We start from the raw sequence: 26,249 nt of genomic DNA on the forward strand, positions 1-26,249 counted from the left end.
GGCGCGTCGTCAGACCAGCGCCACGATCCGCCGCCGCCGCCAGACGAGAAAGAAGAACGCGGCCTGCCCCAGCATGAGTGCCGCGAAGCTGCCGACATAGCCCCACCAGATCCCCGCAAGCCCCGCCGTGCGCGACAGCGTGACCGCAAGCGGCAGCTCGACCAGCACGATCGCGCCGATGGCGATCAGCATCGGCGGCAGCACCGTCCCCGACGACCGCATGATCCCCGAAAAGATCGACCCCGCCCCGAACATCAACGCCGACCAGGCGCTGATATGCAGCAGGTGCTGGGCAAGCTCGATCACCTCGGCGTTCGACGTGAAAAGCCCGACCACCGGGCGCGAGAACAGATAGACGGCCGCGACCAGCCCACCCGTCAGCAGCAGGTTCATGGCAAGCGCGGTCCGCAGCACCTCGTCCAGCCGCTCGGTCTGGCCCGCGCCGATCGCCTGCGCGCCAAAGATCGACGCGGCGATGGCGATCGAGAGCGCCGGGAACTGGACATAGGTCATCACCTGCGTCACCGCGCCGTAGGCCGCTGTCGCGTCGGACCCGAAGCCGTTGATGAGTCCCACGATCACCAGCCCCGACAGCGACCCCACGACCAGCTGGACCCCGGTCGGCAGCCCCAGCCGCAGCACGGTCCCAAGAAGCGCCCGGTCGGGCACGAGCCGCGCGAGCAGCATTCGGGTAGGCGCCAGCGGGTGGCCGATCCGGCGCAGCCACAGCCCCAGCACGGCAAGGCCCACCGCCTGCGCGACGGCGGTCGACAGCGCCGCCGCCTCGACCCCCATGCCAAGCTGGCGGATCATGGCGACGGTCAGCCCGGCGGCGACCACCGTCACGATCATCTGCACGAACAGCATCCGCATCGTGTCGCCGATCCCCCGCAGGATCGAGGTAATGGCGATGAACTGGAACAGCACCGGCATGGTCAGGAACGCCGCCCGCGCGTAGCGCGTCGCGTTGTCGAGGATGTCGGCGGGCGCACCCATCCACCCCAGGATCGCAGGCGTCGCGGCGTAACCCACGGCGGCGATTGCAATCCCCATGCCCAGCGTGACGCCGAGCGTCGTCCCCGCGACGGCCACCACCACGTCGTCCTTGCGCGCCCCCCAGGCCTGCCCGATCAGGATGCTGGCCCCCGCCGTGATCCCGATCAGGAACGAGATGAAGAAGAACGCCAGCGGCATGAACGTCGCAAGGGACGCCAGCGCCTGCGTGCCGAGGATCTGTCCGACCGCGATGCTGTTGATCGTCATGGTCAGCGATTGCAGGATGTTCTGCGCGATCAGCGGCAGCACGAAGGCAAGAAAGCTCCGCCAGAGCGGACCCGGATGCGGCTGCGAAGCGGGCGGCATGGCGTATCCTTCGGGGTTGTCGTGTTGGGTCGGGGGGCCCGGCCCGGGCATTTGGGGGTGCGTCCCGCCGGGGCACGCTAGGCCCGGGCGTCGCCGGCTTCAACGCCTGCCTGGGTGCGCGGGTCCCGCCCTAGGCCACTTGCCGCCTGCGCGCCGAAAGCGCGGCATCGATCGACGCCTCGAACTCGGCCGTCGTGGGGGGCACCCAGCCGAAGCCGCGGGCCCGGTCCGACGACATCAGCTTCGCGGCCATCCCTTCGGGTCGGGCGGGGTCGTGGACCAGCCGCCCGGACCAGCCCGCGCGGTCGGCGACGATCCGGTAATAGTCGTCAACCGAATGGTCCCGGTCCGCGCCCACGCTCAGAAGCGGCGGCAGGTCGGGAAGCCGTGGCAGCACGGTCAGGATGAAGCGGGCGAGGTGGTCCACGTCCATGAACTCCCGCCGTGCCGCGCCCGTGCCCCAGACCTCGATCTCGTCCCGCCCGTCCGCCTGCGCCTCGACCACCTTGGTCACGATCGCCGCCAGCAGATGCGAGGCGGCGCTGCCGAAATGGTCGCCCGCCCCGAACAGGTTGCAGGGCACGATCGTGCGATAGGCCCGCCCCGGGAACTGCCGCGAGATATAGTCGCAAAGCCGCGCCCCGGCGATCTTCGACAGCGCGTAGCCTTCGTTCGTGGGCTCCAGGGGGGCGGCGAGCATGTCCGCTTCGACCAGCGGCTGGCGGTGGTCGCGCGGATACATGCAGGACGAGCCCAGAAACAGCAGCCGGCCCACGCCTGCCTCGTTCCCCCCCGCGATCACCGCGTCGTTGATCCTGAGGTTGTCGAGCAGAAAGCCGGTCGGATCGTCGATGTTGGCCTGGATGCCGCCCACCCGCGCCGCGGCGTGGATGACCGCATCGACCGGGTTCGACGCGTACCACCCGGCGACCGCCGCCCGGTCGGCCAGGTCCAGCTGACGCCGCGTCGGGGCAAGCAGCGTCAGATCCGGCGCGGCCGTGGGCGCAAGGCGCAGGATCGCCGCGCCCAGCATCCCCGATCCGCCGGTCAGAAGGACCCGCATCAGGTTCTCGCGTAGCGGTCTTCGTAGCGGATGATGTCGTCCTCGCCCAGATAGACGCCGGTCTGGACCTCGATCAGGACCATCGGCACCTTGCCGGGGTTTTCCATCCGGTGGACGGCGCCCAGCGGGACGTAGATCGACTGGTTTTCCGTGACCAGCGTCACGTGGTCGTCCACGGTGACCCGCGCGGTCCCGCTGACCACGATCCAGTGTTCCGAGCGGTGGACGTGGCTTTGCAGGCTCAGCGAGGCACCGGGATGGACGACGATCCGCTTGACCTGGAAGCGGTCGGCCAGCACCAGCGTCTCGAACCAGCCCCAGGGGCGGTGATCGCGGCGGAACGCCTCGGCCTGGCGCTTGTCGCGCGCCTTCAGCGCGGCCACGGCCAGCTTCACGTCCTGCGCCCGGTTCATGTCGGCGACCAGCACGGCGTCGCTGGTAGCGACCACCATCACGTCCTTCAGGCCGATGCCGACGATCTCCATGTCCTCATTGTCGGACCGCATCAGCACGTTGTCGCAGTCGATCGCGGTGGACCGGGGGTCGGTCACGGCGCCGCGCGGGGCGGGGGCGTCCGACTGCGCCTCGCGCCAGATCGCGTCCCAGCCGCCGAGATCGGACCAGTGGTCGTCGAAGCGCACGACCGACAGGTTGTCCGCCTTTTCCATCACCGCATAGTCGACGGACTGGTCGCGCAGCCCGTTCCAGGGTGCGGGCGCGAGCCGCAGGAAGCCCAGGTCGCGCTGCGCCTCGTCCAGCGCCTGGGTCACGGGGGCGATGAAGTCGGGGGCGTGGTTGCGGAACGCCTCGATCATCGAACGGGCCGAGAACAGGAAGATGCCCGCGTTCCACAGGAAGCGGCCGTCGGCGAGCATCGCCTGCGCGGTCGCGGCGTCGGGCTTTTCGACGAAGCGTTCCAGATCGGCGGTCTGCCGGTCGGGGCCGCCCGCGACCTCGAGATAACCATAGCCGGTTTCGGCGCGGGTCGGCTTGATCCCGAAGGTGACGATCCGCCCCGCCTGCGCCAGCGGCATGCCGGCCTCGACCGCGCGGCGAAAGGCCGCCACATCCGGCACCGCGTGGTCCGAGGGCGCGACGAGCAGCAGCGCGTCGGGGTCGGTGGCGCTGGCGTAGAGCGCCGCGGCAAGCACCGCCGGGGCGGTGTTGCGGCCCGCGGGCTCGATCAGGATCGCCTCGGGCTCGATCCCGATCTCGGCCAGCTGCTCGGTCACGATAAAGCGGAAATCGGCGTTCGTGAGGACCAGCGGCGCGGCGTAGCCCGGCCCCGACAGGCGGCGGGCCGACGCCTGGAACAGCGTCTCGTCACCGACCAAGGGCGCGAACTGCTTGGGAAACGACTTGCGCGACACCGGCCACAGCCGGGTGCCCGATCCGCCGGCAAGCAGGACGGGAACGACGGTCGCGCCGTCGGGCGTAGCGGTCGAAGGGTCCTGCGTCATTCCAGCACTCCATAGGCGCGGCGGGCCAGCCGTTCGGATTTAAGAAGCCGGAGGTCCTCGGCCACCATCTCGGCCACCAGCTGGGGAAAGGGGGTCGTGTGGGTCCAGCCAAGCTCTGCCCGCGCCTTGGACGCGTCACCGCAAAGCTCGTCGACCTCGGTCGGGCGGAAATAGACCGGGTCGATCTCGATCACGCACCGGTCGGTGCCGGCGACGACGCCGCGCTCGTCCACGCCCGCGCCGCGCCATTCGATCGTGATCCCCGCCTCGGCAAAGGCCGCCTCGCAGAAATCGCGGACGCTGTGCATCACGCCCGTCGCCAGCACGAAGTCGTCGGGCCGGTCGTGCTGCAGGATCCGCCACATGCCTTCGACATAATCCCGCGCGTGCCCCCAGTCGCGGCGCGCGTCGAGATTGCCGAGATAAAGGCGGTCCTGAAACCCCAGCGTGATCGCCGCGACCGCGCGGGTGATCTTGCGGGTCACGAAGGTCTCGCCCCGGATCGGGCTTTCGTGGTTGAAGAGGATCCCGTTGGACGCGAACATCCCGTAGCCTTCGCGGTAATTCACCGTGATCCAGTATGCGTAAAGCTTGGCGGCCGCATAGGGGCTGCGGGGGCGGAACGGGGTGGTTTCGGACTGCGGGCTGCCCTGCACCTGCCCGTAAAGCTCGGACGTCGAGGCCTGGTAGAACCGCGTCGTCCGCTCGAGCCCGAGCAGCCGTATCGCTTCCAGCAGGCGCAGGGTGCCGATCCCGTCCGCGTTCGCCGTGTATTCCGGCATCTCGAAGCTGACCTTGACGTGGCTTTGCGCGGCGAGGTTGTAGATCTCGTCCGGGCGCGTTTCGGCCACGGTGCGGATCAGCGCGGTGGCGTCGGTCATGTCGCCGTAGTGCAGGTGGAAACGGCCGTTGCGATGCTCGTCGATTTGCAGGTGGTCGATCCGCGCGGTGTTGAAGCTGGACGAGCGGCGCTTGATCCCGTGGACGGCATAGCCCTTGGCCAGCAGAAGCTCGGCCAGATAGGCGCCGTCCTGGCCGGTGATCCCGGTGATGAGGGCCGTTCTGGTCACGCGCGCGTCCTTTCCGCCGTCTCAGCCACGATCCGCCACCCCTTGCACGACTTCGCGCAGGCGGGCGATCTGGTCCGGGATCGGATAATGATGGTTGCCGGTGAACAAACCGTTGACGTCGATGTTCTCGGCCGCCTCGAAGGTGCCGCTGGTGGAATGGTCCAGCTTGTCGATGACGGGGTTGGCGAGGAAGTTGCCGGTGACGATGGGGCGGCATTCGATGTCCGCCTCGCGAAGCGCGGCGACCAGCGCGGGGCGGCGGCCCGCCAGCCGGCCCTTCAGCGTCAGCGCGAACCCGAACCACGACGACTGCCCGGTTTCCTGCTGTATATCGACGCAATCCACGTCGGCGAATGCCTGCCGGAACAGCGCCGCGTTCGCGCGCCGCGCGGCGATGAAGCCCGGCAGCTTTGCAAGCTGCGGGATCCCCAGCGCGCCTTCAAGTTCCAGCGGGCGCAGGTTGTAGCCGGGCAGGACGAAGCGGAACTGGCGCACGAACGGATCGGGGTCGAGCGGCAGGTGCGTGTCCGCGGGCAGGCCGCGCGTCCAGCCGTGCGCGCGCACCGACAGCATCGTGTCGGTAAGCTTGCGGTCGTCGGTGACGACCATCCCGCCTTCCATTGTGCAGATGTGGTGCGAAAAGAACGACGAGAAGGTGCCGAACAGCCCGAACGTCCCAGCCTGCCGCCCGTCGACGGTCGCGCCCATGGATTCGCAGTTGTCCTCGGCCAGGACCAGGCCGTGGCGGTCGCAGAATGCGCGCAGGCGGGGCGCGTCGACCGGATTGCCGAGCAGGTTCACGGCCAGGACGGCGCGGGTGCGCGGCGTGATCGCCGCTTCCAGCTTGTCGAGATCGAGGTTCAGGGTGGCCGGGTCGATATCGACGAAGCGCAGCCTGAGGCCGGTCTGGCTGACCGGGAAGTAGGTCGTGGACCAGCTGACCGCCGGCACGATCACCTCGTCCCCCTGACGCCAGCCGAGGTCGGGGTGCCAGAATGCCGAGGCGATGGCCAGCAGGTTCGCGGCCGACCCCGACGAGGTCATCACCGCATAGCGGCTGCCGAACTGCCGGGCGAACGCGTCCTCGTAGGCGCGAACCTCGTCCCCCATGGTGAACCTGCCCGACGCGATGACGCGGGCCATCGCCTGATGCTCGGCGTCGTCCCAGGTCGTCGAGGCTAGGGGGTAGAACATGAAGGCTCCGGTCGAACTCGCCCGGGGTGTAGCCTATCGGACGAGGACGGGAAACGGGGCTGAGTGCGGTTCATGCAGCGCGTTGCGCGCGGGCAGCGACGTTACGTTCATGGACTTGAGGTAACGCCGAATCACAAAGGCATTACCATGCAGCCGAAGGCGTGACCCCAAACGCGACAAGGCCCGCCGAAGCAGGCCCGTGTCGATGTCGTCGTGTCTCGGGCCGTCCGGATCGGCGGACCGTCCGCGTTCAGCCGCCCCAGTGGCGAACCGGACCGCAATCCATGTGGACGAAGTTCGAGCTGGAGTACTTGCCGACGCCGCCCGCCTGGCAGGAAGAGGCCGCCTTGTACATCTGCGCGACCGAGCGCGACTTCAGCCGCAGGTCGGCCGCCTTGCCCTTCATGTGAAGCGAGTTGCGCGCCACGCCCGAGCTGCGCGAGCGCAGCATGGCGTTAGTCTTGGGCGAGCGGTAGCCAGACAGCATCATATAGGGTTCGTTGGTCTGCAGCAGCCGGTGCGAGGCCGCCGCCACGTCCACGGTGCGGGGATCGACACCGATCACTTCACCGGTCCGCCAGTCGCGCATGAAGATGTTGATCTCGTTCAGCGCGTCGCGGATGTACTTGCCCTCGACCCAATAGACGGTGTCGATGCTTTCGCCGGTCCGGCCCGAATACATCCGCACGCGGCGGTAGTCGCCGGCGCCGCGCAGCACGCCAAACGCGTTCGCCATCACCGGCGCCGCCGCAACCGTCGTCGCAGCGAACACACCAAGGATGCCGCGACGCGAGAATTGGATGGTCATGTTCTGATCCGCCTGTCCTGCATTCATTGTGCTGCCACCGGGATGGCACGCCCGGTTTAGCCCGGACCTGTTAACAATATGTCACTGCGCCGCGATCATAGGAACCGATTCATTTCAACCGCTGCGATTATCTGCCATCATCGGCAGAAAGCCGCCTAAGGCTGAACGGGGCAGGAACGAAAATGATCGAGCGATCGGAGAGATACGCGGGCGGGCGGGCGAAAGGGCGCGGTTGGTGGTTCCCGAATTGCCACATCGCTGCGGGAATCGTGGCTGGCGCGCTGTGGGCCGCAGCGCCCGCGCAATCGGCGCCGGCGCCCCAACTCGATTTCACCCCCGAACAGATCGCGCTCGCCGAAGCCGTCGCGGGCGGGCCCGGGCTTGCTGCCTTCTACGGCGCGCACGCGCTTGCCCCGGTGTTCACGGGACCGCAGGCGGCGGGCAGGCGGCAGGCCCTGATCGCAGCGGTCGCGCGAGCCCCCGGCCATGGGCTGCCGCCCGCGCGCTATGATCGCGGCGACCTTGCCGCCCGCGACGCGGCTGGCGCGAATGGGATCGCCGATGAGGTCGCCTTTGCCGAAGTCTTCGCGCGTTGGGCGCATGACGTCGAGGGCGGGCTGGTCGATCCCGGCAAGCTCGGCCACGGCAATCACCGCACGGTCCAGCGCAGCGACCTCGATGACCTGCTCGACCGTTTCGTGGGTGCGGCCGACCCGGCCCAGGTCCTCGCCTCGATCGAGCCGCGCGATCCCCGGTACCTTGCGCTTCAGGACGCGCTTGCCAGCCAGTCGCGGCTCTTCGCGCCGCCCGGCACGGTCGAGGTGCCGCCGGGGCTGATGAAGCCCGGCAGTTCCGGCCCGCAGGTCGCGGCGCTGCGGACCCGCCTTGCGTCAATCGGGTTCGCCAGCGACGGGGGCGATCTGTACGACGAGCCGCTGGCGCAGGCGGTCCGCGCCTATCAGGCAAGCGCCGGGCTTGGCCCCGACGGCGTCGCCGGGCCGCGCACCGTCAAGATGCTCAACCGCCGCGTGGGTCCCCGCAGCCGCGCGCTGCTGATTGCGCTGGAACGGATGCGCTGGCTCAACGGCCACCACCTTGGCGCGCGCCACGTCTGGGTCAACCTGCCGGAGTTCAACGCCCGCATCGTCAGCCACGGCCGGACCGAGTTCGTGACCCGGGTGGTCGTCGGCAAGACCGATCCCGAGATGCAGACGCCCGAGTTCTCGGACCAGATGGAGCATCTGGTGGTGAACCCGCGCTGGAACGTGCCGCGATCGATCGCGGTCAAGGAATACCTGCCGCGGCTGCAGGCGAACCGCAACGCGGCAAGCCATCTCGACGTGGTGGACGGGGCGGGGCGGATCGTGAAGCGCGCCAACATCGACTTCGGCCGCTACACGCCTGCGACGTTTCCGTACCGTCTCAGGCAGAAATCGGGCGACGACAATGCCCTGGGCGAGGTGAAGTTCATCTTTCCGAACCCGTGGAACATCTACCTGCATGACACCCCGACCAAGGGGCTGTTCGGGGAAAGCACGCGCGCGTTCTCGCATGGCTGCGTGCGGATCGCGCGCCCGGCCGAGCTTGCGAACGCGCTGCTGCAGGGGCAGGTGGACGATCCGGCGCGGACCTATGACCGGGCGATCGCCTCGGGCAAGGAAACGTGGCTGCCGTTGAAGCCGACGATCCCGGTGCATCTGGTGTATTTCACGACCTTCCCCGACGAGACGGGCGCGATCCGCAGCTATCCCGACATCTACGGGCGCGACGCCTCGGTCTGGGATGCGCTGGTCAAGGCCGGGCTGGAAAACGACGGCGGAGAGGGATAACCCGGTCGGGCAGAAGGATGCCCGCATGATCGTGACCCTTGCCGAACTGGCTCGTGCCCTCGACGCCCGCCTGTGGGGCGATCCCGCGATCCGCGTGACGGGCGCGGCCGAGCCGGCCGAGACCGAGCCCCTGTCGGGCGGCGCGGGGCGGATCGCGCTGGCGATGGCGCCCGGCTATGCCGCGACGCTGCGGCCCGGCTGCATCGCCGTCCTGGCCGAGGGGATGGAGCCCGCCGATTACGGGCTTGCCGCCGCCGTGTTGGTCCAGCGCCCGCGGCTGGCGATGGCGGGGCTGACCCGCGCCTTCGATCCCGGTCCCGACATCCAGCCCGGCATTCACCCGACCGCGATCGTCGATCCCGACGCGCAGATTGGGGCCGAGGCCGCGATCGGGCCTTTCGTCCTGATCGGCGCGGGCGCGCGGATCGGCGCGCGGGCGCGGATCGGGTCGCACAGTTCGATCGGGCGGGGCAGCGTCATCGGCATCGACGCCGTGCTGGGGCAGGGGGTGCGGATCGCGCACGGCATCGCCGCAGGTGACCGGCTGGTGGTCCATGCGGGCGCGGTCATCGGCGGCGACGGGTTTTCCTTTGTCACGCCCGGCGAATCCGGGGTCGAGGAAATCCGCCGCACGCTGGGTGCGCGCGGCGCGATCACCGCGCAAAGCTGGGTGCGGATCCATTCGCTGGGCGGCGTGACGCTGGGCGACGACGTGGAGATCGGCGTCAACGCCGCGATCGACCGGGGCACCATCCGCGCGACCTCGATCGGATCGGGCACCAAGATCGACAACCTGGTGCAGGTCGGCCACAACGTGCAGATCGGCCGCGACTGCCTGCTGGCGGGGCAGGTCGGGATCGGCGGATCGACCCGGATCGGCGACCGCGTGGTCCTTGGCGGCAAGTGCGGGGTCAGCGACAACATTTTCGTCGGCGACGACGTGATCGCGGGCGGCGGGACGAACATCTACACCAACGTCCCGGCCGGCCGCGTGGTGCTGGGCTCGCCCGCCACGAAGATGGACACACAGGTCGAGATCCAGAAGGCGATGCGGCGATTGCCACGGCTGGTGGCACAAGTTGCCGAGCTTCGGAAAATCGTTACAGGAACGTCGGAAAAGGACTGAAACCGGAGGTTGCCATGCCCACACAAGTCCACGACCGCATCGTCGCCATCATCGCCGAGCAGGCCATGCTCGACCCGGCCGACATCCGCCCCGACATGACGCCCGCGGAACTGGGGATCGACAGCCTCGGCATGGTCGAGTCGATCTTCGCCATCGAGGAGGCGTTCGACATCTCGATCCCGTTCAACGCCAACGAGCCGGAAAAGTCCGACTTCGACGTCTCGACGATGGGGTCGATCGTGGCGGCGGTCGAAAAGCTCGTGGTCGCCAAGGCATGAGCCCGAAGTCCGGCAAATCCGGCAAGGACGACAAGGGGCGCGCGGGCAAGGACCGCGCAGGCAGCGACCGCGCCGGCAGGACGCGGAGCAAGGCCAAGCCGGGCGCGGACGAAACGGCGGCCCGTGACGCGGTTGCCGCGATCCCGCCGGCCGCCCCGGCGGTGGCCCCGGTGCAGGGCGCGTCGGGATTGCGGCGCGTCGTCATCACCGGCGCGGGCACCGTGAACGCGCTGGGGCTGGACGTGGCCTCGACCCTTGCCGCGTTCCGCGACGGGCGCAGCGGGATCACCCAGCTGGACTTCCGCGACGTTGAGCGGCTGACGATCCAGATCGGCGCGCAGGTCCACGACTGGAACCCGGAAACCTACTTCAACCGCCAGCAGATCCTGCTTTACGACAAATTCACGCAGTTCACGCTGCTGGCCGCGAAGGAAGCGGTGGCGCAGTCCGGCCTCAGCTTCCACGGCGAGCTTGGGCTTTGCTCGGGTGTCGTCCTTGGCACCGCCGGGGGCGGGCTCAACACCTGGGATGAAAACTACCGCGTCGTCTACGAAGAGGGAAAGAACCGCGTTCACCCCTTTGTCGTCCCCAAGCTGATGAACAACGCCGCCGCCAGCCACGTGAGCATGGAGTTCGGGCTGCGCGGCCCCGCCTTTACCGTGGCCACCGCCTGCGCCAGTTCCAACCACGCGATGGGGCTGGCGTTCCAGATGGTCCGATCGGGCGCCGCGCAGGTGATGCTGACCGGCGGGGCCGAGGCGATGCTGTGCTTTGGCGGCGTCAAGGCGTGGGAGGGGTTACGGGTCATGTCGAAAGACGGCTGCCGCCCGTTCTCGGCCAACCGCAACGGCATGGTGCAGGGCGAAGGCGCGGGCGTCTTCGTGTTCGAGGATCACGACCACGCCCGCGCCCGCGGCGCCGACATCCTGGCCGAGGTCGTGGGGTTCGCCATGTCGGCCGACGCCCAGGATATCGTGATGCCGTCCGCGCAGGGGGCCGAGCGCGCGATCACCGGCGCCATGCGCGACGCGCGCCTGAACCCCGAGGACGTGGGCTACATCAACGCCCACGGCACCGGCACCGCCGCCAACGACAAGACGGAATGCGCCGCGGTGGCCCATGCCTTCGGCCATCACGCCGACCGGCTGATGATGTCGTCCACCAAGTCGATGCACGGCCACATCATCGGCGGCACCGGCGCGGTCGAGCTCCTGGCCTGCATCATGGCGCTGCGCGACGGGGTGATCGCCCCCACCATCGGTTATCAGGAACCCGACCCGGAATGCGCGCTGGACGTCGTGCCCAACACCGCGCGCGAGGCGCGGGTGGACGCGGTGCTGTCGAACGCTTTTGCCTTCGGCGGCTTGAACGCGGTGCTGGCGCTGCGCCGCGCCTGACGAGGCGAAAAAGCCGCAGCGGCACGGCGCGCCCCGCGGCCCGCGCGCGCTTCCCATCGCCGCCGCCATCCCCTAATCACGGACCCTAATCACGGCCCCTCATCACGGGCGGCGGACGCGGACGGAGCATGTCATGGCCAAGATCACCTACATCGAATGGAACGGCAACCGCCACGAGGTCGAGGTGCGGCCCGGCATGACCGTCATGGAAGGCGCGCGCGACAACGGCATCCCCGGCATCGACGCCGATTGCGGCGGCGCCTGCGCCTGTTCCACCTGCCACGTCTATGTCGATCCCGCGTGGACCGACAAGCTGCCGCCGCGCGACCCGATGGAAGAGGACATGCTGGACTTCGCATGGAAGCCCGATCCGGCGCGTTCGCGGCTGACCTGCCAGATCAAGGTCACGTCGGCGCTCGACGGGCTGGTCGTGCAGATGCCCGAACGGCAGATCTGACGCCTTGGCGACCATCGGCGAACACGTGGGCGGCGCGCCCGCCGACCCTGTGGGCGATGCACCGGGCGACATGGTGCTGACCGTCGCCTGCCCCACGCAGCGGGGCATCGTCGCGGCGGTCGCCTCGTTCTTGGCGCGCCACGGCTGCAACATCACCGACTCGGCGCAGTTCGACGACCTGCCGCAGGGGCGGTTCTTCATGCGCGTGAGCTTCCGGTCCGAGACCGGATCGGGGATCGAGACGCTGCGCGCGGCCTTTGCCGAAACGGCCGCGACGTTCGGCATGGATCACGCGTTCCACAGCGCGGCGCACCGGATGCGCGTCCTCGTGATGGTGTCGAACTTCGGCCATTGCCTGAACGACCTGCTTTACCGCCACCGAATCGGCGCGCTGCCGATCGACGTGGTGGCCGTGGTGTCGAACCACGCGACCTACCGCACCGTGGTCGAGCAGGCGGGGCTGCCCTTCCACCTGATCCCCGTCACCGCCGCGAACAAGCCCCAAGCCGAGGCCGAGCTGCTGGCGCTGGTCGAGCGCACGGGGGCCGAGCTGATCGTGCTGGCGCGTTACATGCAGGTCCTGTCGGACCGGCTGTGCGCGGCAATGTCGGGCCGCATCATCAACATCCACCATTCGTTCCTGCCCAGCTTCAAGGGCGCGAACCCCTATCGGCAGGCGTTCGAGCGCGGGGTGAAGCTGATCGGCGCGACCGCGCACTACGTGACCGCCGACCTGGACGAAGGGCCGATCATCGAACAGGACGCGGTGCGCGTGACCCACGCCCAGTCGCCCGAGGACTACGTCAGCCTTGGCCGCGACGTCGAGGCGCAGGTGCTGGCCCGCGCGATCCACGCCCATATCCACCACCGCGTATTCCCGAACGGCGGCAAGACTGTCGTCTTTCCCGCGAGCCCGGGCAGCTACGCGTCCGAACGGATGGGCTGAGCGGCCCCGGGCAGGAAGAGCATTTCGGCAAAGGCGTCCAGCGCGCCGTTCAGGATCGCGTGCTTGTCCATGTCGGCCTGCTCGGGCAACCACACCCGCAACTGCCGGTCCACGTAAAGCCGCGACAGCCCGTAGGTGAAGGCGCGCACGATCAAAAGCAGCGCGACCTCGTCGATCTCGGGTCGCAGCTGCCCGCGTTCCCGAACCCGGCGCAGCATCGACGCCGTCAGCGTCTGAAGCGAACGGTGATAGCGCACCAGCTCATCGGCATCCACGACCTGCCCGGCCAGCGGCAGGTTCAGGATGTGATAGTCGTCGCGGTTCTCGACCGCCCATTCGACGCCCGCCTTTCCAAAGGCGATCAGCTGCGCGACCGGATCCTCGCCCGAAACCTCGCTCAGCTTGCGGGTGAGGTAATCCATCTGCCGCCTGAGCGCGCTTTCCATGACGGTCCTGACGACCGCGTTGCCGTCGGGAAACAGGTCGCGGGCGACGGTGGGATCGATGCCGGCCTCGGCCGCAAGGCTTTCAGGCTCGCAATGCAGCGGCTCGGTGGCGACGAGCCGGTCGCACGCGACGCGCAGGATGGCCTGCATGGCCGATTCGCCGGGTTCCATTGGGTCCTCGCTTGATAGCTGCCGGTCAGGCGAAACGCCCGGGCTTGTCGGAATGGTTCCGCAAGCGTCAGCGGATCGCTGCGGCAAGCGGCTGCGGCGCCGCTTCCGCGACATGGTGCCCCGACTGGATGCCGAAGCCGTCGAGCGGGCCTGCGACCCACGGCCGCCAGACTTGCAGCGGGTCGCCGTAAAGCCGTTCCATGTCGTCATCAAGCGACCACAGGACCCGGACGGGGCAGGCGATCCGGCGCCCGGCGTCGCGGTCGGCGGCGTCGTCGAGATGGTCGATCTCGATCCCCGCGCGGTAGTCGGCAAGCATGCCCGCGACCACCCGCGGATCGCGCGTGGCGCGCATCGCGTCGGCGTGGTTTTCGGGGCCGAGCGTGGCCGCGTCCAGCGGATACCACAGATCGGGCGCGCCCGTGACCGCCGCGATCGCCTTGTCGGATTGCGCGAAGAAGAACCAGTGGAACCAGTCGCGGGCAAAGCGCCAGTCGGCACGCTCGAGCGCCTCGATGATCGGGACGCCGTCGATGATGGTAAGCGAGGTCACGCGATCCGGGTGGTCCATCGCCAGCCGAAACGCGGTGTAGCTGCCCCGATCGTGACCCGCGACGGCGAAGCGGTCGTGCCCCAGCGCATCCATCAGCGCGACCAGCGCCGCCGCCTTGGCGCGCTTGGACGACCCCTTAAGGTCGCGCGGTTGGTAGCTGTCGCCGAACCCCGGCAGGTCGGGGCAAACGACCGTGAACCGGTCAGCCAGCAGCGGTGCGACCTGCCACCATGTCGTGTGGGTGCGCGGATGGCCGTGCAGCAGCAGAAGGGCCGGCCCCGATCCGCCCCGGCGCAGCCGGACGGGGCCTTGCGGCAGGGTGACGGTTTCCAGCACGAAGCCCGGAAAGAACGCCACCCCTGCCGCCCCTTACGCGTCGGCGCGCGACTGGCGCTTGCGCTCGTGCGGGTCCAGGTGGCGCTTGCGGATGCGGATCGCCTTGGGCGTGACCTCGACCAGTTCGTCGTCGTCGATATAGGCGATCGCTTCTTCCAGGCTCATCCGCACCGGGGTCGTCAGGCGCACGGCCTCGTCGGTACCGGACGCGCGGACGTTGGTCAGCTTCTTGCCCTTGAGCGGGTTCACTTCCAGGTCGTTGTCGCGGCTGTGTTCGCCGATGATCATGCCCTGATAGACCTGTTCCTGCGCGCCGATGAACAGCTTGCCGCGTTCTTCAAGGTTCCACAGCGCGTAGGCCACGGACACCCCGTCCTCCATCGAGATCAGGACGCCTTGGCGGCGGCCCGCGATCGCACCCTTGTAGGGCGCCCAGTCGTGGAAGATGCGGTTCAGGACGCCGTTGCCGCGCGTGTCGGTCATGAACTCGCCCTGATAGCCGATCAGCCCGCGCGAGGGGACGTGCGCGACGATCCGGGTCTTGCCGTGCCCGGCGGGGCGCATTTCCACCAGGTCGCCCTTGCGGGCGCCGGTCAGCTTGTCGATGACCGCGCCGGTGTAGTCGTCATCGACGTCGATGATGACTTCCTCGACCGGTTCCAGCCGCTCGCCGTTCTCGTCGCGGAAGATCACGCGCGGGCGGGAAATCGACAGCTCGAACCCCTCGCGACGCATGTTCTCGATCAGGACGCCCATCTGCAGTTCGCCCCGGCCCGAGACGACGAAGGCATCGCCGCCCGGCGTGTCCTCGACCCGGATCGCGACGTTGGTTTCCGCCTCGCGCATCAGGCGCTCGCGGATGACGCGGGACTGGACCTTGTTGCCGTCGCGGCCGGCAAGCGGGCTGTCGTTGATGCCGAAGGTCACGCTGATGGTCGGCGGGTCGATCGGCTGGGCGGGCAGGGCGGTTTCCACCTCGGGCGCGGCAAGCGTGTCGGCCACGGTCGCCTTGCTCATGCCGGCAATGGTCACGATGTCGCCTGCGACCGCCTCGTCGATTGGGGTCTGGTTGAGGCCGCGGAAGGCCAGGACCTTGGAGATGCGGAACTGTTCGATCCGCTCGCCGTCGCGGGCCATCGCCTTCAGCGTGTCGCCCGCGCGCGCGGTGCCCGCCTCGACCCGGCCGGTCAGGATGCGGCCGATGAAGGGGTCGGCGCCCAGCGTCACGGCGAGCATCTGGAACGGCTCGTCCTTGCGGTCCAGTTGCTTCGGCGGCTGGACGTGGCGCACGATCAGGTCGAACAGCGCCGACAGGTCCTTTCGCGGCCCGTCCAGCGCCTCGTCGGCCCAGCCGCCGATGCCCGAGGCGTAGACATGCGGGAAGTCGAGCTGCTGGTCCGTCGCGCCCAGGTTCGCGAACAGGTCGAACACGTCGTTCAGCGTCTGGTCCGGCTCGGCCGCGGGCTTGTCCACCTTGTTCAGCACGACGATCGGCTTCAGCCCCAGCGCCAGCGCCTTGGAGGTCACGAACTTCGTCTGCGGCATCGGCCCTTCGGCAGCATCGACCAGCAGGCAGACGCCGTCGACCATCGACAGGATGCGCTCGACCTCGCCCCCGAAGTCGGCGTGGCCGGGGGTGTCGACGATGTTGATCCGCGTGCCCTTCCATTCGACTGAAGTCGCCTTGGCAAGGATGGTGATCCCGCGTTCGCGTTCGATGTCGTTCGAATCCATCGCCCGCTCGGCGACCGCCTGGTTCTCGCGGAAGCTGCCCGACTGCTTGAGCAGCTGATCGACCAGCGTCGTCTTGCCGTGGTCGACGTGGGCGATGATGGCGATGTTGCGGATATCCATGGGTGCGCCTTTATGCATTGCGCGGTCCCGTTATCGCAGCGTCGGTCGGATTGCCAGCCGAAAGCCGGGGCGGGCAGGGCGGCCACGCCCTAGGCGCGAAGCGTCAGGCGGGCAGCGCCGCCATCCAGCCAAGCCCCGCCGTGGTGATGGTCGCGGGCACGTATTCGGCGCTGACCCAGCCGGTGTAGCCGCCATCCGCCAGCGTGCGCAGGAAGGCGGGGTAGTCGATCGGTGCGGCCGACGGCTCGACCCGGCCCGCCGGACCCACGCCCGCGATCTGGACGTGGCGCACGCGGGCGGCGTGGGCGCGCAGGCATGCCGTCGCGTCGCCGGTGATGAGATGGGCGTGGTAGGCGTCGAACTGCAGCCCCAGGTTCGGGCGGTCCAGCGTGTCCAGCACCTCGGCGGCGGCGTCGAAGTCGGCGAGGAAATAGCCCGGCATGTCGAGCGGGTTCAGCGGCTCGATGGTCAGGCTTGCATGCGGGGCGCGGTCGCAGGCCCAGGCGAGGTTGTCGAGAAAGGTCTGGCGCGCGGTCGGCCCTTCGGCCACCCCGGCCATGACGTGGATATGGCGCGCGCGCAGCACCTGCGCGAAGCGCAGCGCGCGGTCGAAGTCGCGGCGGAACCTGTCCTCGCCGCCCGGCACGGCGGCAAAGCCGCGCGCCCCGCCCGCCCAGTTCGGCGGCGGCGTGTTCATCAGCACGAACTCGATGTCCGCCGCCTGCGCCGCCTGCGCAAGCTCTGGCGCGGCGAGGTCGTAGGGAAACAGGATCTCGGCCCCCCGGAACCCCGCCTGCGCGGCCGCGCCGAAGCGTTCCAGCATCGGCAGCTCGGTGAAGAGGAAAGTCAGGTTGGCCGCGAGGCGAAGCATGCCTCAGCCCAGAACGAACTCGGCGCCGTCCGAGCGAAGGACCAGCCGCCCCCCGGGGTCCGCCTGCGCGGCCTCGACCAGCCGGTAGAACGTTTTGCGGTCGATCAGGGCGTCCAGCCCGCGCCGCACATGCACATAGGGGCGGGGCGCGCCGTCGCGGTCGTCCACCCGGATCGCGTGATCGGGCCCGGCTCGCACCGTGTCGCCGGTGTTCGTGGTGAAGGTGATGGCTTCGGCCGCGATGTCGGCGTCGATCGCAAGGAACGGCGCGTCCTCGACCGTGATCCCCAGCTTCTCGACCGGGGTCACAAGGAAGAACCGTTCGCCCTCGCGCTTGAGGACGGACGCGAACAGCCGCACCATCTCGGGGCGCGCGATCGGCCGTCCCTCGTGGACCCATGTGCCGTCGGCCTGGATGGTCAGGTCCATCTCGCCGCAATAGTCGGGGTTCCACAGGTGGACCGGGGGCAGCCCCCGACCGGCCTTGCGCGCCTCTGCCGCCGCGGCTTCGACCGCGGAAATCACGCTAATGTCACTGTCGGCAGTCATTGGATGTGGAGCCTCCTTCCGGTGGACCGTAAGGTAGGATGAAAGCAAACCGGGGACGTTGCAATGGCCGAGGGCGCAGAGCTTGTGGACGAGATCGGGGCCCTGACCGAGCGGCTCGCGGAGGCGCGCCGGATGGTGGACCGCGTGTTCGTGGGGCAGGACGCGGTGGTCGAGCAGGTGCTGGCGGCGATCCTGTCGGGCGGGCATGCGCTGCTGGTCGGCCAGCCGGGGCTTGGCAAGACGATGCTGGTGGACACGCTGGGCAAGGTCATGGGCCTGGAAACCGCGCGCATCCAGTTCACCCCCGATCTGATGCCGGCCGACATCCTGGGATCCGAGGTGCTGGACGTGCGCGACGACGGCACCCGCGCCTTCCGTTTCATCGAGGGGCCGGTGTTCACCCAGCTTCTGATGGCCGACGAGATCAACCGCGCCAGCCCGCGCACCCAGTCCGCGCTGCTGCAGGCCATGCAGGAACACGAGGTGACGGTCGCGGGCCGGAACCGTCCGCTGGGGCGTCCCTTCCACGTGCTGGCGACCCAGAACCCCATCGAGCAGGAAGGCACCTATCCGCTGCCCGAGGCGCAGCTTGACCGGTTTCTTCTGCAGGTGGACATCGACTATCCCGACCGCGCCACCGAACGCGCGATCCTGCTGGCGACCACCGGGGTCGAAAGCAACGTCGCGGGGTCCGTGTTCCACGAATCCGACCTGATCGCCGCGCAGCGGCTGGTGCGGCGGATGCCGGTCGGCGAAACGGTGATGGAGGCGATCCTGGACCTCGTGCGCGGCGCCCGTCCGGGGGAACCCGACGCGCCCGCCTGGCTTGGCGACACGCTGGCCTGGGGGCCGGGACCGCGCGCGGCGCAGGCGCTGATGCTGGTGGTGCGGGCGCGGGCGGTGCTGAACGGGCGCTTCGCGCCCTCGCTCGACGACGTGGCGGCGATGGCCTATCCGGTCCTGCGCCACCGCATGGCGCTGTCCTTCGCCGCCCGCGCGCGCGGCGACCGCATAGACGACGTGATCGCCCGCCTGACCGCCGACCGCGCCCGGATGGCCGCGTGACGCAGGCGCGCCCGTTCCCGTGGACCCGCGCCGGATCGGCCGGGGCCGCCAACACCGGCGCGCCCGCGCGGCTGCGGGCGGCTGCCGAGACGGCGGCGGCGGCGCTGCCCGCGCTGATGCTGTCGGCCGAACGGCTGGCGATGGCGCTGCAGCCGGGCGCGCACGGGCTGCGCCGAGCCGGGCAGGGCGAGGATTTCTGGCAGTACCGCGCCGCCGCCCCCGGCGACAGCATGCGCCAGATCGACTGGCGCCGCTCGGCCCGGTCAGACGCCACCTTCGTGCGCGAGCGCGAACTGCATACCGCGCAATCGGCGGTCCTGTGGGTGTCGGGCGCGGCGGGCATGGACTGGACCGGCGATCCCGCGCGGCCCACCAAGCGCGCACGGGCCGAGCTGATCGCGCTGGCGCTGGCGCTGGTTCTGCTGCGCGGGGGTGAAAAGGTCGCCATGTCGGGCGCGCTGCCGCAGGCGGGGCGCGGACAGGCCGACCGGATCGCGCATGACCTGTTGGGACGCACCGGCCCCGCGCCCGCCACCGACACGCCCTCGGGCGCGGATCTGCGGCCGCTGCGGCGCGTGGTGCTGATCGGGGATTTCCTGTCCGATCCTGCCCCCGTCGCGGCCTATCTGTCGGCGGCGGCCGCCCAGGGGGTCGGCGGCGCGGTGCTGCAGGTGCTGGACCCGGACGAGGAAAGCTTTCCCTATACCGGCGCGGTCCGGTTTCACGCGCCGGGCGCGGGCGCCGCGCGGCACGACACCCGCAACGCGGACGCGCTGCGGGCGCTGTACCTCGACCGGCTCGACGCGCAGCGGCAGGCGTTGTCGCGCGCCGCCAACGCGGCCGGCTGGCGCTTCGGCACCCACGAAACGGGTGCCGCACCCGGGCAGGCGCTGATGTGGCTTTACGGCGCGCTGGCGGGCTGAGGGGTTGCGCGGGTGCTGACGCTGGGGCCGATCGGATTTTCCGCGCCGTGGGTGCTGACCGCGCTGATCGCGCTGCCGGTGCTGTGGCTGCTGCTGCGCGCGGTTCCGCCCGCGATGCGCGAGGTGACGTTCCCCGGCACCGCGCTTCTGGCCGGGCTGCCCGACCCCGCGCCCATTGCGCGGCGCACGCCGTGGTGGCTGCTGGCGTTGCGGCTCGCGGCCATCGCCGGGCTGATCCTCGCGCTCGCCGGTCCGGTCTGGAAGCCCGCGCCCGATGACGCGGGCACCGGTCCGCTGCTGGTCGTCATCGACGCCGGCGCATCCGCCGCGCCGGGGTGGGAAGGCGCGCGCGCCCGCGCCGTCGCCGCGCTGGACCGCGCCGAAAGCGCAGGCCGTCCCGCGGCGCTGCTGGTGGCGGACGGCGCGCCGGGGCAGGGCGACACCATCCCGTTCCAGCCCGCCGCCGACCTGACGGCACGCGTTCGCGGCGCCGCGCCCCAGCCTTGGGAAACCCGTTACCCCGACGACCCGGCGAACGTGCTGCGGGATGCGCCCGAACGCTTTGCGACGCTGTGGCTCAGCGACGGGCTCGACCATCCCGGCCGCGCCGGATGGCTTGCGGCGCTTGGCGCGCGCGGGCCGGTCACGGTCGTGCCTCAGGCAGCACCCGTCCGCAGCTTGCAGATCGTGCCCGGCACCATGCCCGCGCTGGCGCTTCGGTCCACCGCCCCGGGCGCGCTGCCGCAGGTGCTTGCGATCGGCCCCGATCCGCAGGGCACGCCCCGCACGCTCGCCCGGCTGACCCCGCCCGATCCTAAGGTCGCGGCAGGGATCGCCGAGGCCACGGTGCCCATCGACCTGCCGTCCGAACTTCGCAACCGCGTCACCCGCTTCACGATCGAGGGCGAGGCTTCGGCCGCCGCCGTCGTGCTGGCCGACGACCGCGTGCGCCGCCGCAAGGTCGCGCTGGTGGGCGACACCCGCAGCACCGAGGGGCAAGCGCTGCTGTCCCCCGTCCACTACCTGCGCCAGGCGCTCGCGCCTCGGACCGACCTGATCGAAGGCGCGCTGGCCGAGGTCCTTCCCGCCGCGCCCGACGTGATCGTCATGGCCGACCAGCCGCTCGACCCCGAGCAGCCGGAGCTGTCCGACTGGATCGACCGGGGCGGGCTGCTGATCCGCTTTGCCGGGCCCCGCATGGCCGCGTCCGAGGCGCTGGACCTCGACCCGCTGCTGCCCGTGAGGCTGCTTCCCGGCGGCCGCGACATCGGCGGCGCGCTGAGCTGGGGTGAGCCGCGCGCAGTCCAGCCCTTTGCCGCTGACGGCCCCTTCGCGGGGCTGACCCCGCCCGCCGACGTGACCGTGCGCGCCCAGCTGATGGCCGAGCCGGGGCTGGACCTTGCGGCCCGGACCGTGGCATCGCTCAGCGACGGAACGCCGCTCGTGACCCGCGACGCACTAGGGAAGGGGCAGGTGGTCCTGTTCCATACCGCCGCGAACGCGGACTGGTCGTCGCTGCCGCTGTCGGGGCTGTTCCTGTCGATGCTCGACCGGCTGGCGCAGGGTGCGGCCGGGATCGACGCCGCGCCGGGCACCGGACCCGCCGATGACCCCGCCAGCGAACCCAGCCGCACCGACGAGCAGCCGTTCTGGGCGGCCGAGACGGTGCTGGACGGCTTTGGCCGCCCCGGCCCCCCGGGCGAGGACCTGCCGCCCGTCGCAGCCGAGGATTTCGCGCGGGGTCCCGCGCCGGGCGCGCCCGCGGGCATCTACGTTGCAGGCGAACGGCGGGCGGCGCTGAACGCGGGCGGGCCAATGGCGATCGCCACCTGGCCCGGCGCGACGGTCGAGACGGCGGGCCGCGCGGCCGGCACCGACCTGCGCGGCTGGTTGCTGGCGCTTGCGGCGGCGGTGCTGGCGCTTGACGCCGTCGCGTCGGGGACGCTGGCCGGCCGCCGTGGCGCGCGGCCCCAACGGGTGGCCGCATGATCGGCCGCATGTTTTCCGCCGCCCTGGCCGCTTTCCTTATGGCCCTGCCCGCCGCCGCGCAGGACACGCCGCCGGGCGATCCGGCGCCGCAGCTTGCCGCCGCCGCGCGGCAGGTGGCGCTCGCCCACGTGCTGACCGGCGACCCCGAGGTGGACGAGGCCGCGCGGCAGGGTCTGGACGGGCTGTCGCTGGAACTGACGCTGCGCACCACGGTCGAGCCGGGGCCGCCTTTGGGGATCGACGTCGATCAGGACGACCTCTCGCTGCTGACCTTTCTCTACTGGCCGGTGACGCCGGACCAGCCGGCCCCGTCGCCGCAGGCCTATGCGCGGCTGAACCGCTTCCTTCGCTCGGGCGGGGTGATCCTGTTCGACACCCGTGACGGCGACGTCGCCATGGCGGGTGGGCCGGGATCGGGCGCCGACCTGCAGCGGCTCGCCGCGCCGCTGGACATCCCGCCGCTCGCGCCGGTACCAGAGGACCACGTGCTGACCCGCAGCTTCTACCTGCTGCAGGACTTTCCCGGCCGCTGGCAGGGCAACCCGCTGTGGGTCGAGGCGTCCGCGCCGTCCGGGGACACGCCCCCCGCCGCCGGGTTCCGCACCCGCAACGACGGCGTCTCGCCGGTCGTGATCGGCGCGAACGACTGGGCGGAGGCATGGGCCATCGACGAACGCGGGCTGCCCACCCATCAGGTCGGACGCGGGATCGAGGGTGAACGGCAACGCGAGCTGGCGCTGAGGTTCGGCATCAACTTGATCATGTATGTCCTGACGGGCAATTACAAATCAGATCAGGTCCATGTTCCGGCTCTGCTCGACCGCCTGGGACGGGCCGAGGCTGATGCGTTTGCGGACGATCGCTTCGACGATCGATGGGACGACCGCCCATGACGGGACTGCACTTCGATCCCGCACTTCCCTGGCCGCTGATCGCCGGCGTCGCCGCGCTGGCGCTGCTGGCGGCGGCATGGGCGCTGTGGCGGGGCCTGCCGGGCTGGGGGCTGCGCGGGCTTGCCGGCCTTGCCGCGGCGTTCGCGCTGGCCGGGCCGGTGATCGAGCGCGGGGTGCGGCAGTCCCTGTCCGACATCGTGATCCTGATCGATGACCGCAGCGCCAGCCAAGGCCTGCCCGGACGCGGCGCGCAGGCCGACGCGGCGGTGGCGCAGCTGTCGGCGCAGCTTTCCGCCCTGCCCGGGGTCGAACTGCGCCGGGTGACGGTCGGGGACGACCCGGATGGCACGCTGCTGGGCACCGCAATGACCCGGGCGCTCGCGGCCGAACCCGAGGCGCGGGTCGCGGGCGTGATTGCCGTCACCGACGGACAGGCCGCGGACGCCGCGATGGTGCCCGCATCTGCGCCCGCGCCGGTCCATGTCCTGCTGACGGGCCAGCCCGCCGACTGGGACCGCCGCCTGGTCGTCGAGGAAGCGCCCGCCTTCGGGCTGATCGGCCACACCGCGACGATCCGGGTGTCCGTGCAGGATCAGGGCGCGGTGCCGCCCGAAATGGCCGCAAGCGCCGCGACCCTGCGGGTCCGGGTGGACGGTGAGGACGAGCAGGTGGTGGCGCTGCCCCGGGGCGTGCCGCTGGACCTGCCGGTCGAGGTGGCGCATGCGGGGCAGAACGTCGTGTTGCTGCGGCTGGACCCGCCCGAGGGCGGACCTGTGCAGCTTACCGACCGGAACGACGCCGCCGCGATCCAGATCGAGGGCGTGCGCGACCGCCTGCGCGTGCTCCTGGTGTCGGGCGAGCCGCATCCGGGTGAAAGAACCTGGCGCAACTTGCTGAAATCCGATGCGAACGTGGACCTTGTCCACTTCACCATCCTGCGCCCGCCGGACAAGTCGGACGGGGTTCCGGTGGACGAGATGGCGCTGATCGCCTTTCCGACCCGCGAGCTGTTCGAGGACCGGATCGGCGACTTCGACCTGATCATCTTCGACCGCTACAAGGTGCGCGGCATCCTTCCGCCGCAGTACTATGAAAACATCCGCCGCTATGTCGAGGAAGGCGGCGCGCTGCTGGTCTCGGCCGGGCCGGAGATCGCGAGCGTCGAAAGCCTGAACCTGTCGCCCTTGGGCGAGATCGTGCCCGGCCGTCCCACGGGCCGCGTGATCGAGGAGGCGTTCACGCCCCTGCTGACCGATGCAGGCCGCCGCCACCCCGTGACCGCGGGCCTGCCCGGCGCCCCGGCCCCCGACGCCCCCCCCGACACCCGCCCGAGCTGGGGGCGCTGGCTGCAGCGGGGCCAGATCATCCCGAAGCCCGGCGCCGAGGTGGTGATGAGCGCGGGCGACAACGCGCCGCTCATGGTGCTTGACCGCGTGGGCGAGGGGCGGGTCGCGCTTCTCGCGTCGGACCAGGTGTGGCTGTGGGGCCGGGGCTTCGAGGGCGGGGGGCCGCAGCTCGAACTGCTGCGGCGGATGGCGCACTGGTCCATGAAGGAACCCGAGCTCGAGGAAGAGGCGCTGCTGGCGCAGATCGGCCGCGACCTGTCGCTGACGGTGACGCGCCGCACGATGAAGGACGCGGCCGGGCCGGTCCGCATCACCGGGCCTGACGGCGCGGTGGTGGACCTTGCGCTGGAACCGGACGGCCCCGGGCGCTTTGCCGCCCGCTGGCAGGCGCCCGCGCCGGGGCTTTATACGCTGGCGGACGGCGATCTGACCCGCCTCGTGGCGCTGGGACCGGCCGCGCCGCGCGAGTTCGAACAGACCGTCGCCACGGGAAGCTTGCTGGCGCCGCTGGCGGACGCCACCGGCGGGGCTGTCATCCCGCTTTCGGATGGCGTCCCGGACGTGCGGATCGCCCGCAGCGCGCGCTCGGCCCACGGGCAGGGCGTGGTCGGCGACTGGATCGGGATCACGCCGCGCGAGGCGGCGCAGGTGTCGGGCCTGTCGCGCCGCCCGATCCTGCCCGATTGGGCGTGGCTCGTCCTGATCGCGGGCCTCGCGGTCGCCGGATGGCTGCTGGAAGGCGGCCGGTTGAGGAGAAGCCGATGAAGATCGACCGCCGCGTTTTCCTGGGGCACGCATCAGCGGCGGCCGCGCTGGCGATGATCGCGCCCGCAGCCCGCGCGCAGACCGCGCCCGGCGGCCTTGCGCCGCTGACCAGCGCCGCGCCCGTGCGCCGTCCGGCCCCGCCGGTTTCCGACCTGATCGACGCCGCGCGGCTGAACGCTCTGGTCAGCTTTGCGGCGCTGGCCCCCGACGGCCGGATCGTCGAGGCGCGCGACGCGGACCTGCCGCTGCCGCCCGCCAGCACGCTCAAGACCGTGACGGCGCTTTACGCGCTGGACCGGCTGGGCCACGCGCACCGCTTCCGCACCCGCGTGCTGCTGGACGGCGATACGCTGATCCTCGCGGGCGGGGGCGATCCGGTGCTGGACAGCGACGCGCTAACGGTGCTTGCCACCGAGGTGGCGGCGGCGATGGCGGGGCGGCCCGTCGCGCGCTTCGTCGTCTGGGGCGGCGCGCTGCCGCAGATCACGGAAATCGCGCCGCCGCAGGCCGATCACCTGGCCTACAACCCGTCGCTGTCGGGCATGATCCTGAACTTCAACCGTGTCCTGCTGGACTGGCGCGGCGGGCAATCGGGGCCGCGCCTGTCGCTGACCGCGCGGGGCGAGGACGTGGCGCCGCAGGCCTATAGCGTGCGGATCGCCGTCGCCGACCGTGCCGCGCCGCTGCTTGCCTATGACGGCGACCGGCAGACCGAAAGCTGGACCATCGCCGCCCGCACGATGGGCAAGTCGGGAAGCTGGTGGCTGCCGGTGCGGCGGCCGGAGCTTTACGCGGGCGACGTGTTCCAGACCCTCGCGCGGGCCAAGGGACTGGTCCTGCCCGCGCCCGAGGTGGGCTACGCGGCGCCCTCCGGGGCCGAGATCGCGGGCCATGACAGCCCGCCCTTGCGCGACATCCTGCGCGACATGCTGCATTATTCGACGAACCTCACCGCCGAGGCGGTTGGACTGGCGGCAAGCGGCGCGGCGGATCAGGCGGCGTCGGGACAGGCCATGGCCGACTGGCTGCGCGGACAGGGGATCGCGGGCGAGGTGGCGTTCGCCGATCACTCGGGCCTGTCGCCCGACAGCCGGATCAGCGCGCTGACGCTAGCGCGCGCGCTGGCAGCACCTGTCGCGCGGGACCGGCTGGAGGAGCTGCTCAAGACCGATCCCTTGGCCGAGGCGCTGGGGGCCGAGGCGCGCGGGTCGGGTGTGCGGGGCAAGACCGGCACGCTCAACTTCGTGTCGAACCTTGCGGGCTACGGGCCGGGCGGGATCGTGTTCGCGGTTCTGACGGCGGATGCGGCACGCTTGGCGGCGACGGCGGGCGAGGACCTGCCGGATGGCGTCCTGGGCTGGACGACCCGGTCGAAGCGGTTGCAACGCAAGCTGGTCGAGCGGTTCGGGCAGCTGTCGGGCGATACGAACCGGCACGCGACCCTGGCCGAAATCATGGCCGATCCAAGGGGTTAATCGGAAAGCTCCGAAACCGGATC

General features: G+C 70.6%; 23 protein-coding genes. 12 read left to right on the top strand and 11 right to left on the bottom strand.

Annotated features, from left to right (window positions below):
- Positions 1 to 9: 9 nt before the first annotated feature.
- From FNF32_RS03710 to mepK, 6 genes are all read right to left on the bottom strand, one after another.
- Positions 10 to 1,362 carry an MATE family efflux transporter gene (locus tag FNF32_RS03710; protein ID WP_131673346.1) on the bottom strand — a complete coding sequence of 451 codons (1,353 nt, stop codon included), beginning with the start codon at positions 1,360 to 1,362 and terminating at the stop codon, positions 10 to 12.
- 130 nt (positions 1,363 to 1,492) lie between these two features.
- On the bottom strand, positions 1,493 to 2,425 hold the full coding sequence (locus tag FNF32_RS03715) for an NAD-dependent epimerase/dehydratase family protein (protein ID WP_131673345.1): 933 nt from the start codon (positions 2,423 to 2,425) through the stop codon (positions 1,493 to 1,495).
- Positions 2,425 to 3,885, bottom strand: a complete 1,461-nt coding sequence (locus FNF32_RS03720) for a mannose-1-phosphate guanylyltransferase/mannose-6-phosphate isomerase (protein WP_131673344.1) — start codon at positions 3,883 to 3,885, stop codon at positions 2,425 to 2,427. Before FNF32_RS03720 ends, FNF32_RS03715 begins: the two co-directional genes overlap by 1 nt.
- Positions 3,882 to 4,955 (bottom strand): GDP-mannose 4,6-dehydratase, encoded by a 1,074-nt coding sequence (gene gmd / locus FNF32_RS03725; protein ID WP_131673343.1) that lies wholly within the window; start codon positions 4,953 to 4,955, stop codon positions 3,882 to 3,884. Before gmd ends, FNF32_RS03720 begins: the two co-directional genes overlap by 4 nt.
- A gap of 21 nt (positions 4,956 to 4,976) precedes the next feature.
- Complete coding sequence (locus tag FNF32_RS03730) at positions 4,977 to 6,149, bottom strand: DegT/DnrJ/EryC1/StrS family aminotransferase (RefSeq protein ID WP_143796481.1); 1,173 nt, start codon at positions 6,147 to 6,149, stop codon at positions 4,977 to 4,979.
- A gap of 250 nt (positions 6,150 to 6,399) precedes the next feature.
- Positions 6,400 to 6,957, bottom strand: coding sequence for a peptidoglycan L,D-endopeptidase MepK (gene mepK, locus FNF32_RS03735; RefSeq protein WP_131673341.1), 558 nt, complete (start codon positions 6,955 to 6,957; stop codon positions 6,400 to 6,402).
- Between the two features lie 269 nt (positions 6,958 to 7,226).
- On the opposite strand from mepK, the gene FNF32_RS03740 reads away from it, so the two are divergent.
- The 6 genes from FNF32_RS03740 to purU all read left to right on the top strand — a co-directional run bounded on the left by FNF32_RS03740 (position 7,227) and on the right by purU (position 12,990).
- Positions 7,227 to 8,786: a L,D-transpeptidase family protein gene (locus FNF32_RS03740; protein ID WP_246087667.1), complete on the top strand. Its 1,560-nt coding sequence runs from the start codon at positions 7,227 to 7,229 to the stop codon at positions 8,784 to 8,786.
- A 25-nt stretch (positions 8,787 to 8,811) separates the two neighbouring features.
- Positions 8,812 to 9,912, top strand: coding sequence for a UDP-3-O-(3-hydroxymyristoyl)glucosamine N-acyltransferase (locus FNF32_RS03745; RefSeq protein ID WP_131673339.1), 1,101 nt, complete (start codon positions 8,812 to 8,814; stop codon positions 9,910 to 9,912).
- Between the two features lie 14 nt (positions 9,913 to 9,926).
- Entirely contained in the window at positions 9,927 to 10,190 is a 264-nt protein-coding gene (locus tag FNF32_RS03750; protein WP_131673338.1) for an acyl carrier protein, read from the top strand.
- A gap of 188 nt (positions 10,191 to 10,378) precedes the next feature.
- Positions 10,379 to 11,587 (top strand): beta-ketoacyl-[acyl-carrier-protein] synthase family protein, encoded by a 1,209-nt coding sequence (locus FNF32_RS03755; RefSeq protein WP_131673404.1) that lies wholly within the window; start codon positions 10,379 to 10,381, stop codon positions 11,585 to 11,587.
- 133 nt (positions 11,588 to 11,720) lie between these two features.
- Positions 11,721 to 12,044 carry a 2Fe-2S iron-sulfur cluster-binding protein gene (locus FNF32_RS03760; protein WP_131673337.1) on the top strand — a complete coding sequence of 108 codons (324 nt, stop codon included), beginning with the start codon at positions 11,721 to 11,723 and terminating at the stop codon, positions 12,042 to 12,044.
- A 70-nt stretch (positions 12,045 to 12,114) separates the two neighbouring features.
- Positions 12,115 to 12,990 (top strand): formyltetrahydrofolate deformylase, encoded by an 876-nt coding sequence (gene purU, locus FNF32_RS03765; RefSeq protein ID WP_131673403.1) that lies wholly within the window; start codon positions 12,115 to 12,117, stop codon positions 12,988 to 12,990.
- Here the strand turns inward: purU and FNF32_RS03770 are convergent.
- From FNF32_RS03770 to FNF32_RS03790, 5 genes are all read right to left on the bottom strand, one after another.
- A complete protein-coding gene (locus tag FNF32_RS03770; RefSeq protein ID WP_143796482.1) occupies positions 12,966 to 13,586 on the bottom strand; it encodes a WHG domain-containing protein in 621 nt (206 codons plus the stop codon). The genes purU and FNF32_RS03770 overlap by 25 nt on opposite strands.
- 88 nt (positions 13,587 to 13,674) lie before the next feature.
- Entirely contained in the window at positions 13,675 to 14,517 is an 843-nt protein-coding gene (locus FNF32_RS03775) for an alpha/beta fold hydrolase (RefSeq protein WP_131673335.1), read from the bottom strand.
- Positions 14,518 to 14,529: 12 nt separating this feature from the next.
- A complete protein-coding gene (gene typA, locus FNF32_RS03780; protein WP_131673334.1) occupies positions 14,530 to 16,350 on the bottom strand; it encodes a translational GTPase TypA in 1,821 nt (606 codons plus the stop codon).
- A 103-nt stretch (positions 16,351 to 16,453) separates the two neighbouring features.
- The gene (locus tag FNF32_RS03785; RefSeq protein ID WP_131673333.1) at positions 16,454 to 17,221 is read right to left on the bottom strand and encodes a hydroxypyruvate isomerase family protein; all 768 of its coding nucleotides are present in this window, start codon (positions 17,219 to 17,221) and stop codon (positions 16,454 to 16,456) included.
- Between the two features lie 3 nt (positions 17,222 to 17,224).
- The gene (locus tag FNF32_RS03790) at positions 17,225 to 17,770 is read right to left on the bottom strand and encodes a DUF1285 domain-containing protein (RefSeq protein ID WP_131673332.1); all 546 of its coding nucleotides are present in this window, start codon (positions 17,768 to 17,770) and stop codon (positions 17,225 to 17,227) included.
- A gap of 63 nt (positions 17,771 to 17,833) precedes the next feature.
- Here FNF32_RS03790 and FNF32_RS03795 point away from each other — a divergent pair, with 63 nt between their 5' ends.
- Genes FNF32_RS03795 through FNF32_RS03815 form a run of 6 tightly spaced genes read left to right on the top strand, consistent with a single transcriptional unit; the run spans position 17,834 to position 26,226 of the window.
- Positions 17,834 to 18,835 carry an AAA family ATPase gene (locus FNF32_RS03795; RefSeq protein ID WP_131673331.1) on the top strand — a complete coding sequence of 334 codons (1,002 nt, stop codon included), beginning with the start codon at positions 17,834 to 17,836 and terminating at the stop codon, positions 18,833 to 18,835.
- Positions 18,832 to 19,758 carry a DUF58 domain-containing protein gene (locus FNF32_RS03800; protein WP_246087668.1) on the top strand — a complete coding sequence of 309 codons (927 nt, stop codon included), beginning with the start codon at positions 18,832 to 18,834 and terminating at the stop codon, positions 19,756 to 19,758. The genes FNF32_RS03795 and FNF32_RS03800 overlap by 4 nt, the downstream gene beginning before the upstream one ends.
- A 12-nt stretch (positions 19,759 to 19,770) precedes the next feature.
- Complete coding sequence (locus tag FNF32_RS03805) at positions 19,771 to 21,747, top strand: BatA domain-containing protein (protein WP_342778015.1); 1,977 nt, start codon at positions 19,771 to 19,773, stop codon at positions 21,745 to 21,747.
- A gap of 8 nt (positions 21,748 to 21,755) precedes the next feature.
- Positions 21,756 to 22,640 carry a DUF4159 domain-containing protein gene (locus FNF32_RS15800; protein ID WP_342778016.1) on the top strand — a complete coding sequence of 295 codons (885 nt, stop codon included), beginning with the start codon at positions 21,756 to 21,758 and terminating at the stop codon, positions 22,638 to 22,640.
- Entirely contained in the window at positions 22,637 to 24,751 is a 2,115-nt protein-coding gene (locus FNF32_RS03810) for a hypothetical protein (protein ID WP_131674088.1), read from the top strand. Before FNF32_RS15800 ends, FNF32_RS03810 begins: the two co-directional genes overlap by 4 nt.
- Entirely contained in the window at positions 24,748 to 26,226 is a 1,479-nt protein-coding gene (locus tag FNF32_RS03815) for a D-alanyl-D-alanine carboxypeptidase (protein ID WP_246087669.1), read from the top strand. The genes FNF32_RS03810 and FNF32_RS03815 overlap by 4 nt, the downstream gene beginning before the upstream one ends.
- Positions 26,227 to 26,249: the final 23 nt, after the last annotated feature.

It is taken from the genome of Paracoccus marinus (genome assembly GCF_007018965.1).
GTDB lineage: Bacteria > Pseudomonadota > Alphaproteobacteria > Rhodobacterales > Rhodobacteraceae > Paracoccus > Paracoccus marinus.

What these genes read in the sequence shown, in the direction of transcription:
- FNF32_RS03710 (WP_131673346.1), bottom strand. Translation starts at nt 1,362, where the DNA reads ATGCCGCCCGCTTCGCAGCCGCATCCGGGTCCGCTCTGGCGGAGCTTT.
- FNF32_RS03715 (WP_131673345.1), bottom strand. Translation starts at nt 2,425, where the DNA reads ATGCGGGTCCTTCTGACCGGCGGATCGGGGATGCTGGGCGCGGCGATC.
- FNF32_RS03720 (WP_131673344.1), bottom strand. Translation starts at nt 3,885, where the DNA reads ATGACGCAGGACCCTTCGACCGCTACGCCCGACGGCGCGACCGTCGTT.
- FNF32_RS03730 (WP_143796481.1), bottom strand. Translation starts at nt 6,149, where the DNA reads ATGTTCTACCCCCTAGCCTCGACGACCTGGGACGACGCCGAGCATCAG.
- mepK (WP_131673341.1), bottom strand. Translation starts at nt 6,957, where the DNA reads ATGACCATCCAATTCTCGCGTCGCGGCATCCTTGGTGTGTTCGCTGCG.
- FNF32_RS03745 (WP_131673339.1), top strand. Translation starts at nt 8,812, where the DNA reads ATGATCGTGACCCTTGCCGAACTGGCTCGTGCCCTCGACGCCCGCCTG.
- FNF32_RS03750 (WP_131673338.1), top strand. Translation starts at nt 9,927, where the DNA reads ATGCCCACACAAGTCCACGACCGCATCGTCGCCATCATCGCCGAGCAG.
- FNF32_RS03760 (WP_131673337.1), top strand. Translation starts at nt 11,721, where the DNA reads ATGGCCAAGATCACCTACATCGAATGGAACGGCAACCGCCACGAGGTC.
- purU (WP_131673403.1), top strand. Translation starts at nt 12,115, where the DNA reads ATGGTGCTGACCGTCGCCTGCCCCACGCAGCGGGGCATCGTCGCGGCG.
- FNF32_RS03770 (WP_143796482.1), bottom strand. Translation starts at nt 13,586, where the DNA reads ATGCAGGCCATCCTGCGCGTCGCGTGCGACCGGCTCGTCGCCACCGAG.
- typA (WP_131673334.1), bottom strand. Translation starts at nt 16,350, where the DNA reads ATGGATATCCGCAACATCGCCATCATCGCCCACGTCGACCACGGCAAG.
- FNF32_RS03785 (WP_131673333.1), bottom strand. Translation starts at nt 17,221, where the DNA reads ATGCTTCGCCTCGCGGCCAACCTGACTTTCCTCTTCACCGAGCTGCCG.
- FNF32_RS03790 (WP_131673332.1), bottom strand. Translation starts at nt 17,770, where the DNA reads ATGACTGCCGACAGTGACATTAGCGTGATTTCCGCGGTCGAAGCCGCG.
- FNF32_RS03795 (WP_131673331.1), top strand. Translation starts at nt 17,834, where the DNA reads ATGGCCGAGGGCGCAGAGCTTGTGGACGAGATCGGGGCCCTGACCGAG.
- FNF32_RS15800 (WP_342778016.1), top strand. Translation starts at nt 21,756, where the DNA reads ATGTTTTCCGCCGCCCTGGCCGCTTTCCTTATGGCCCTGCCCGCCGCC.
- FNF32_RS03810 (WP_131674088.1), top strand. Translation starts at nt 22,637, where the DNA reads ATGACGGGACTGCACTTCGATCCCGCACTTCCCTGGCCGCTGATCGCC.
- FNF32_RS03815 (WP_246087669.1), top strand. Translation starts at nt 24,748, where the DNA reads ATGAAGATCGACCGCCGCGTTTTCCTGGGGCACGCATCAGCGGCGGCC.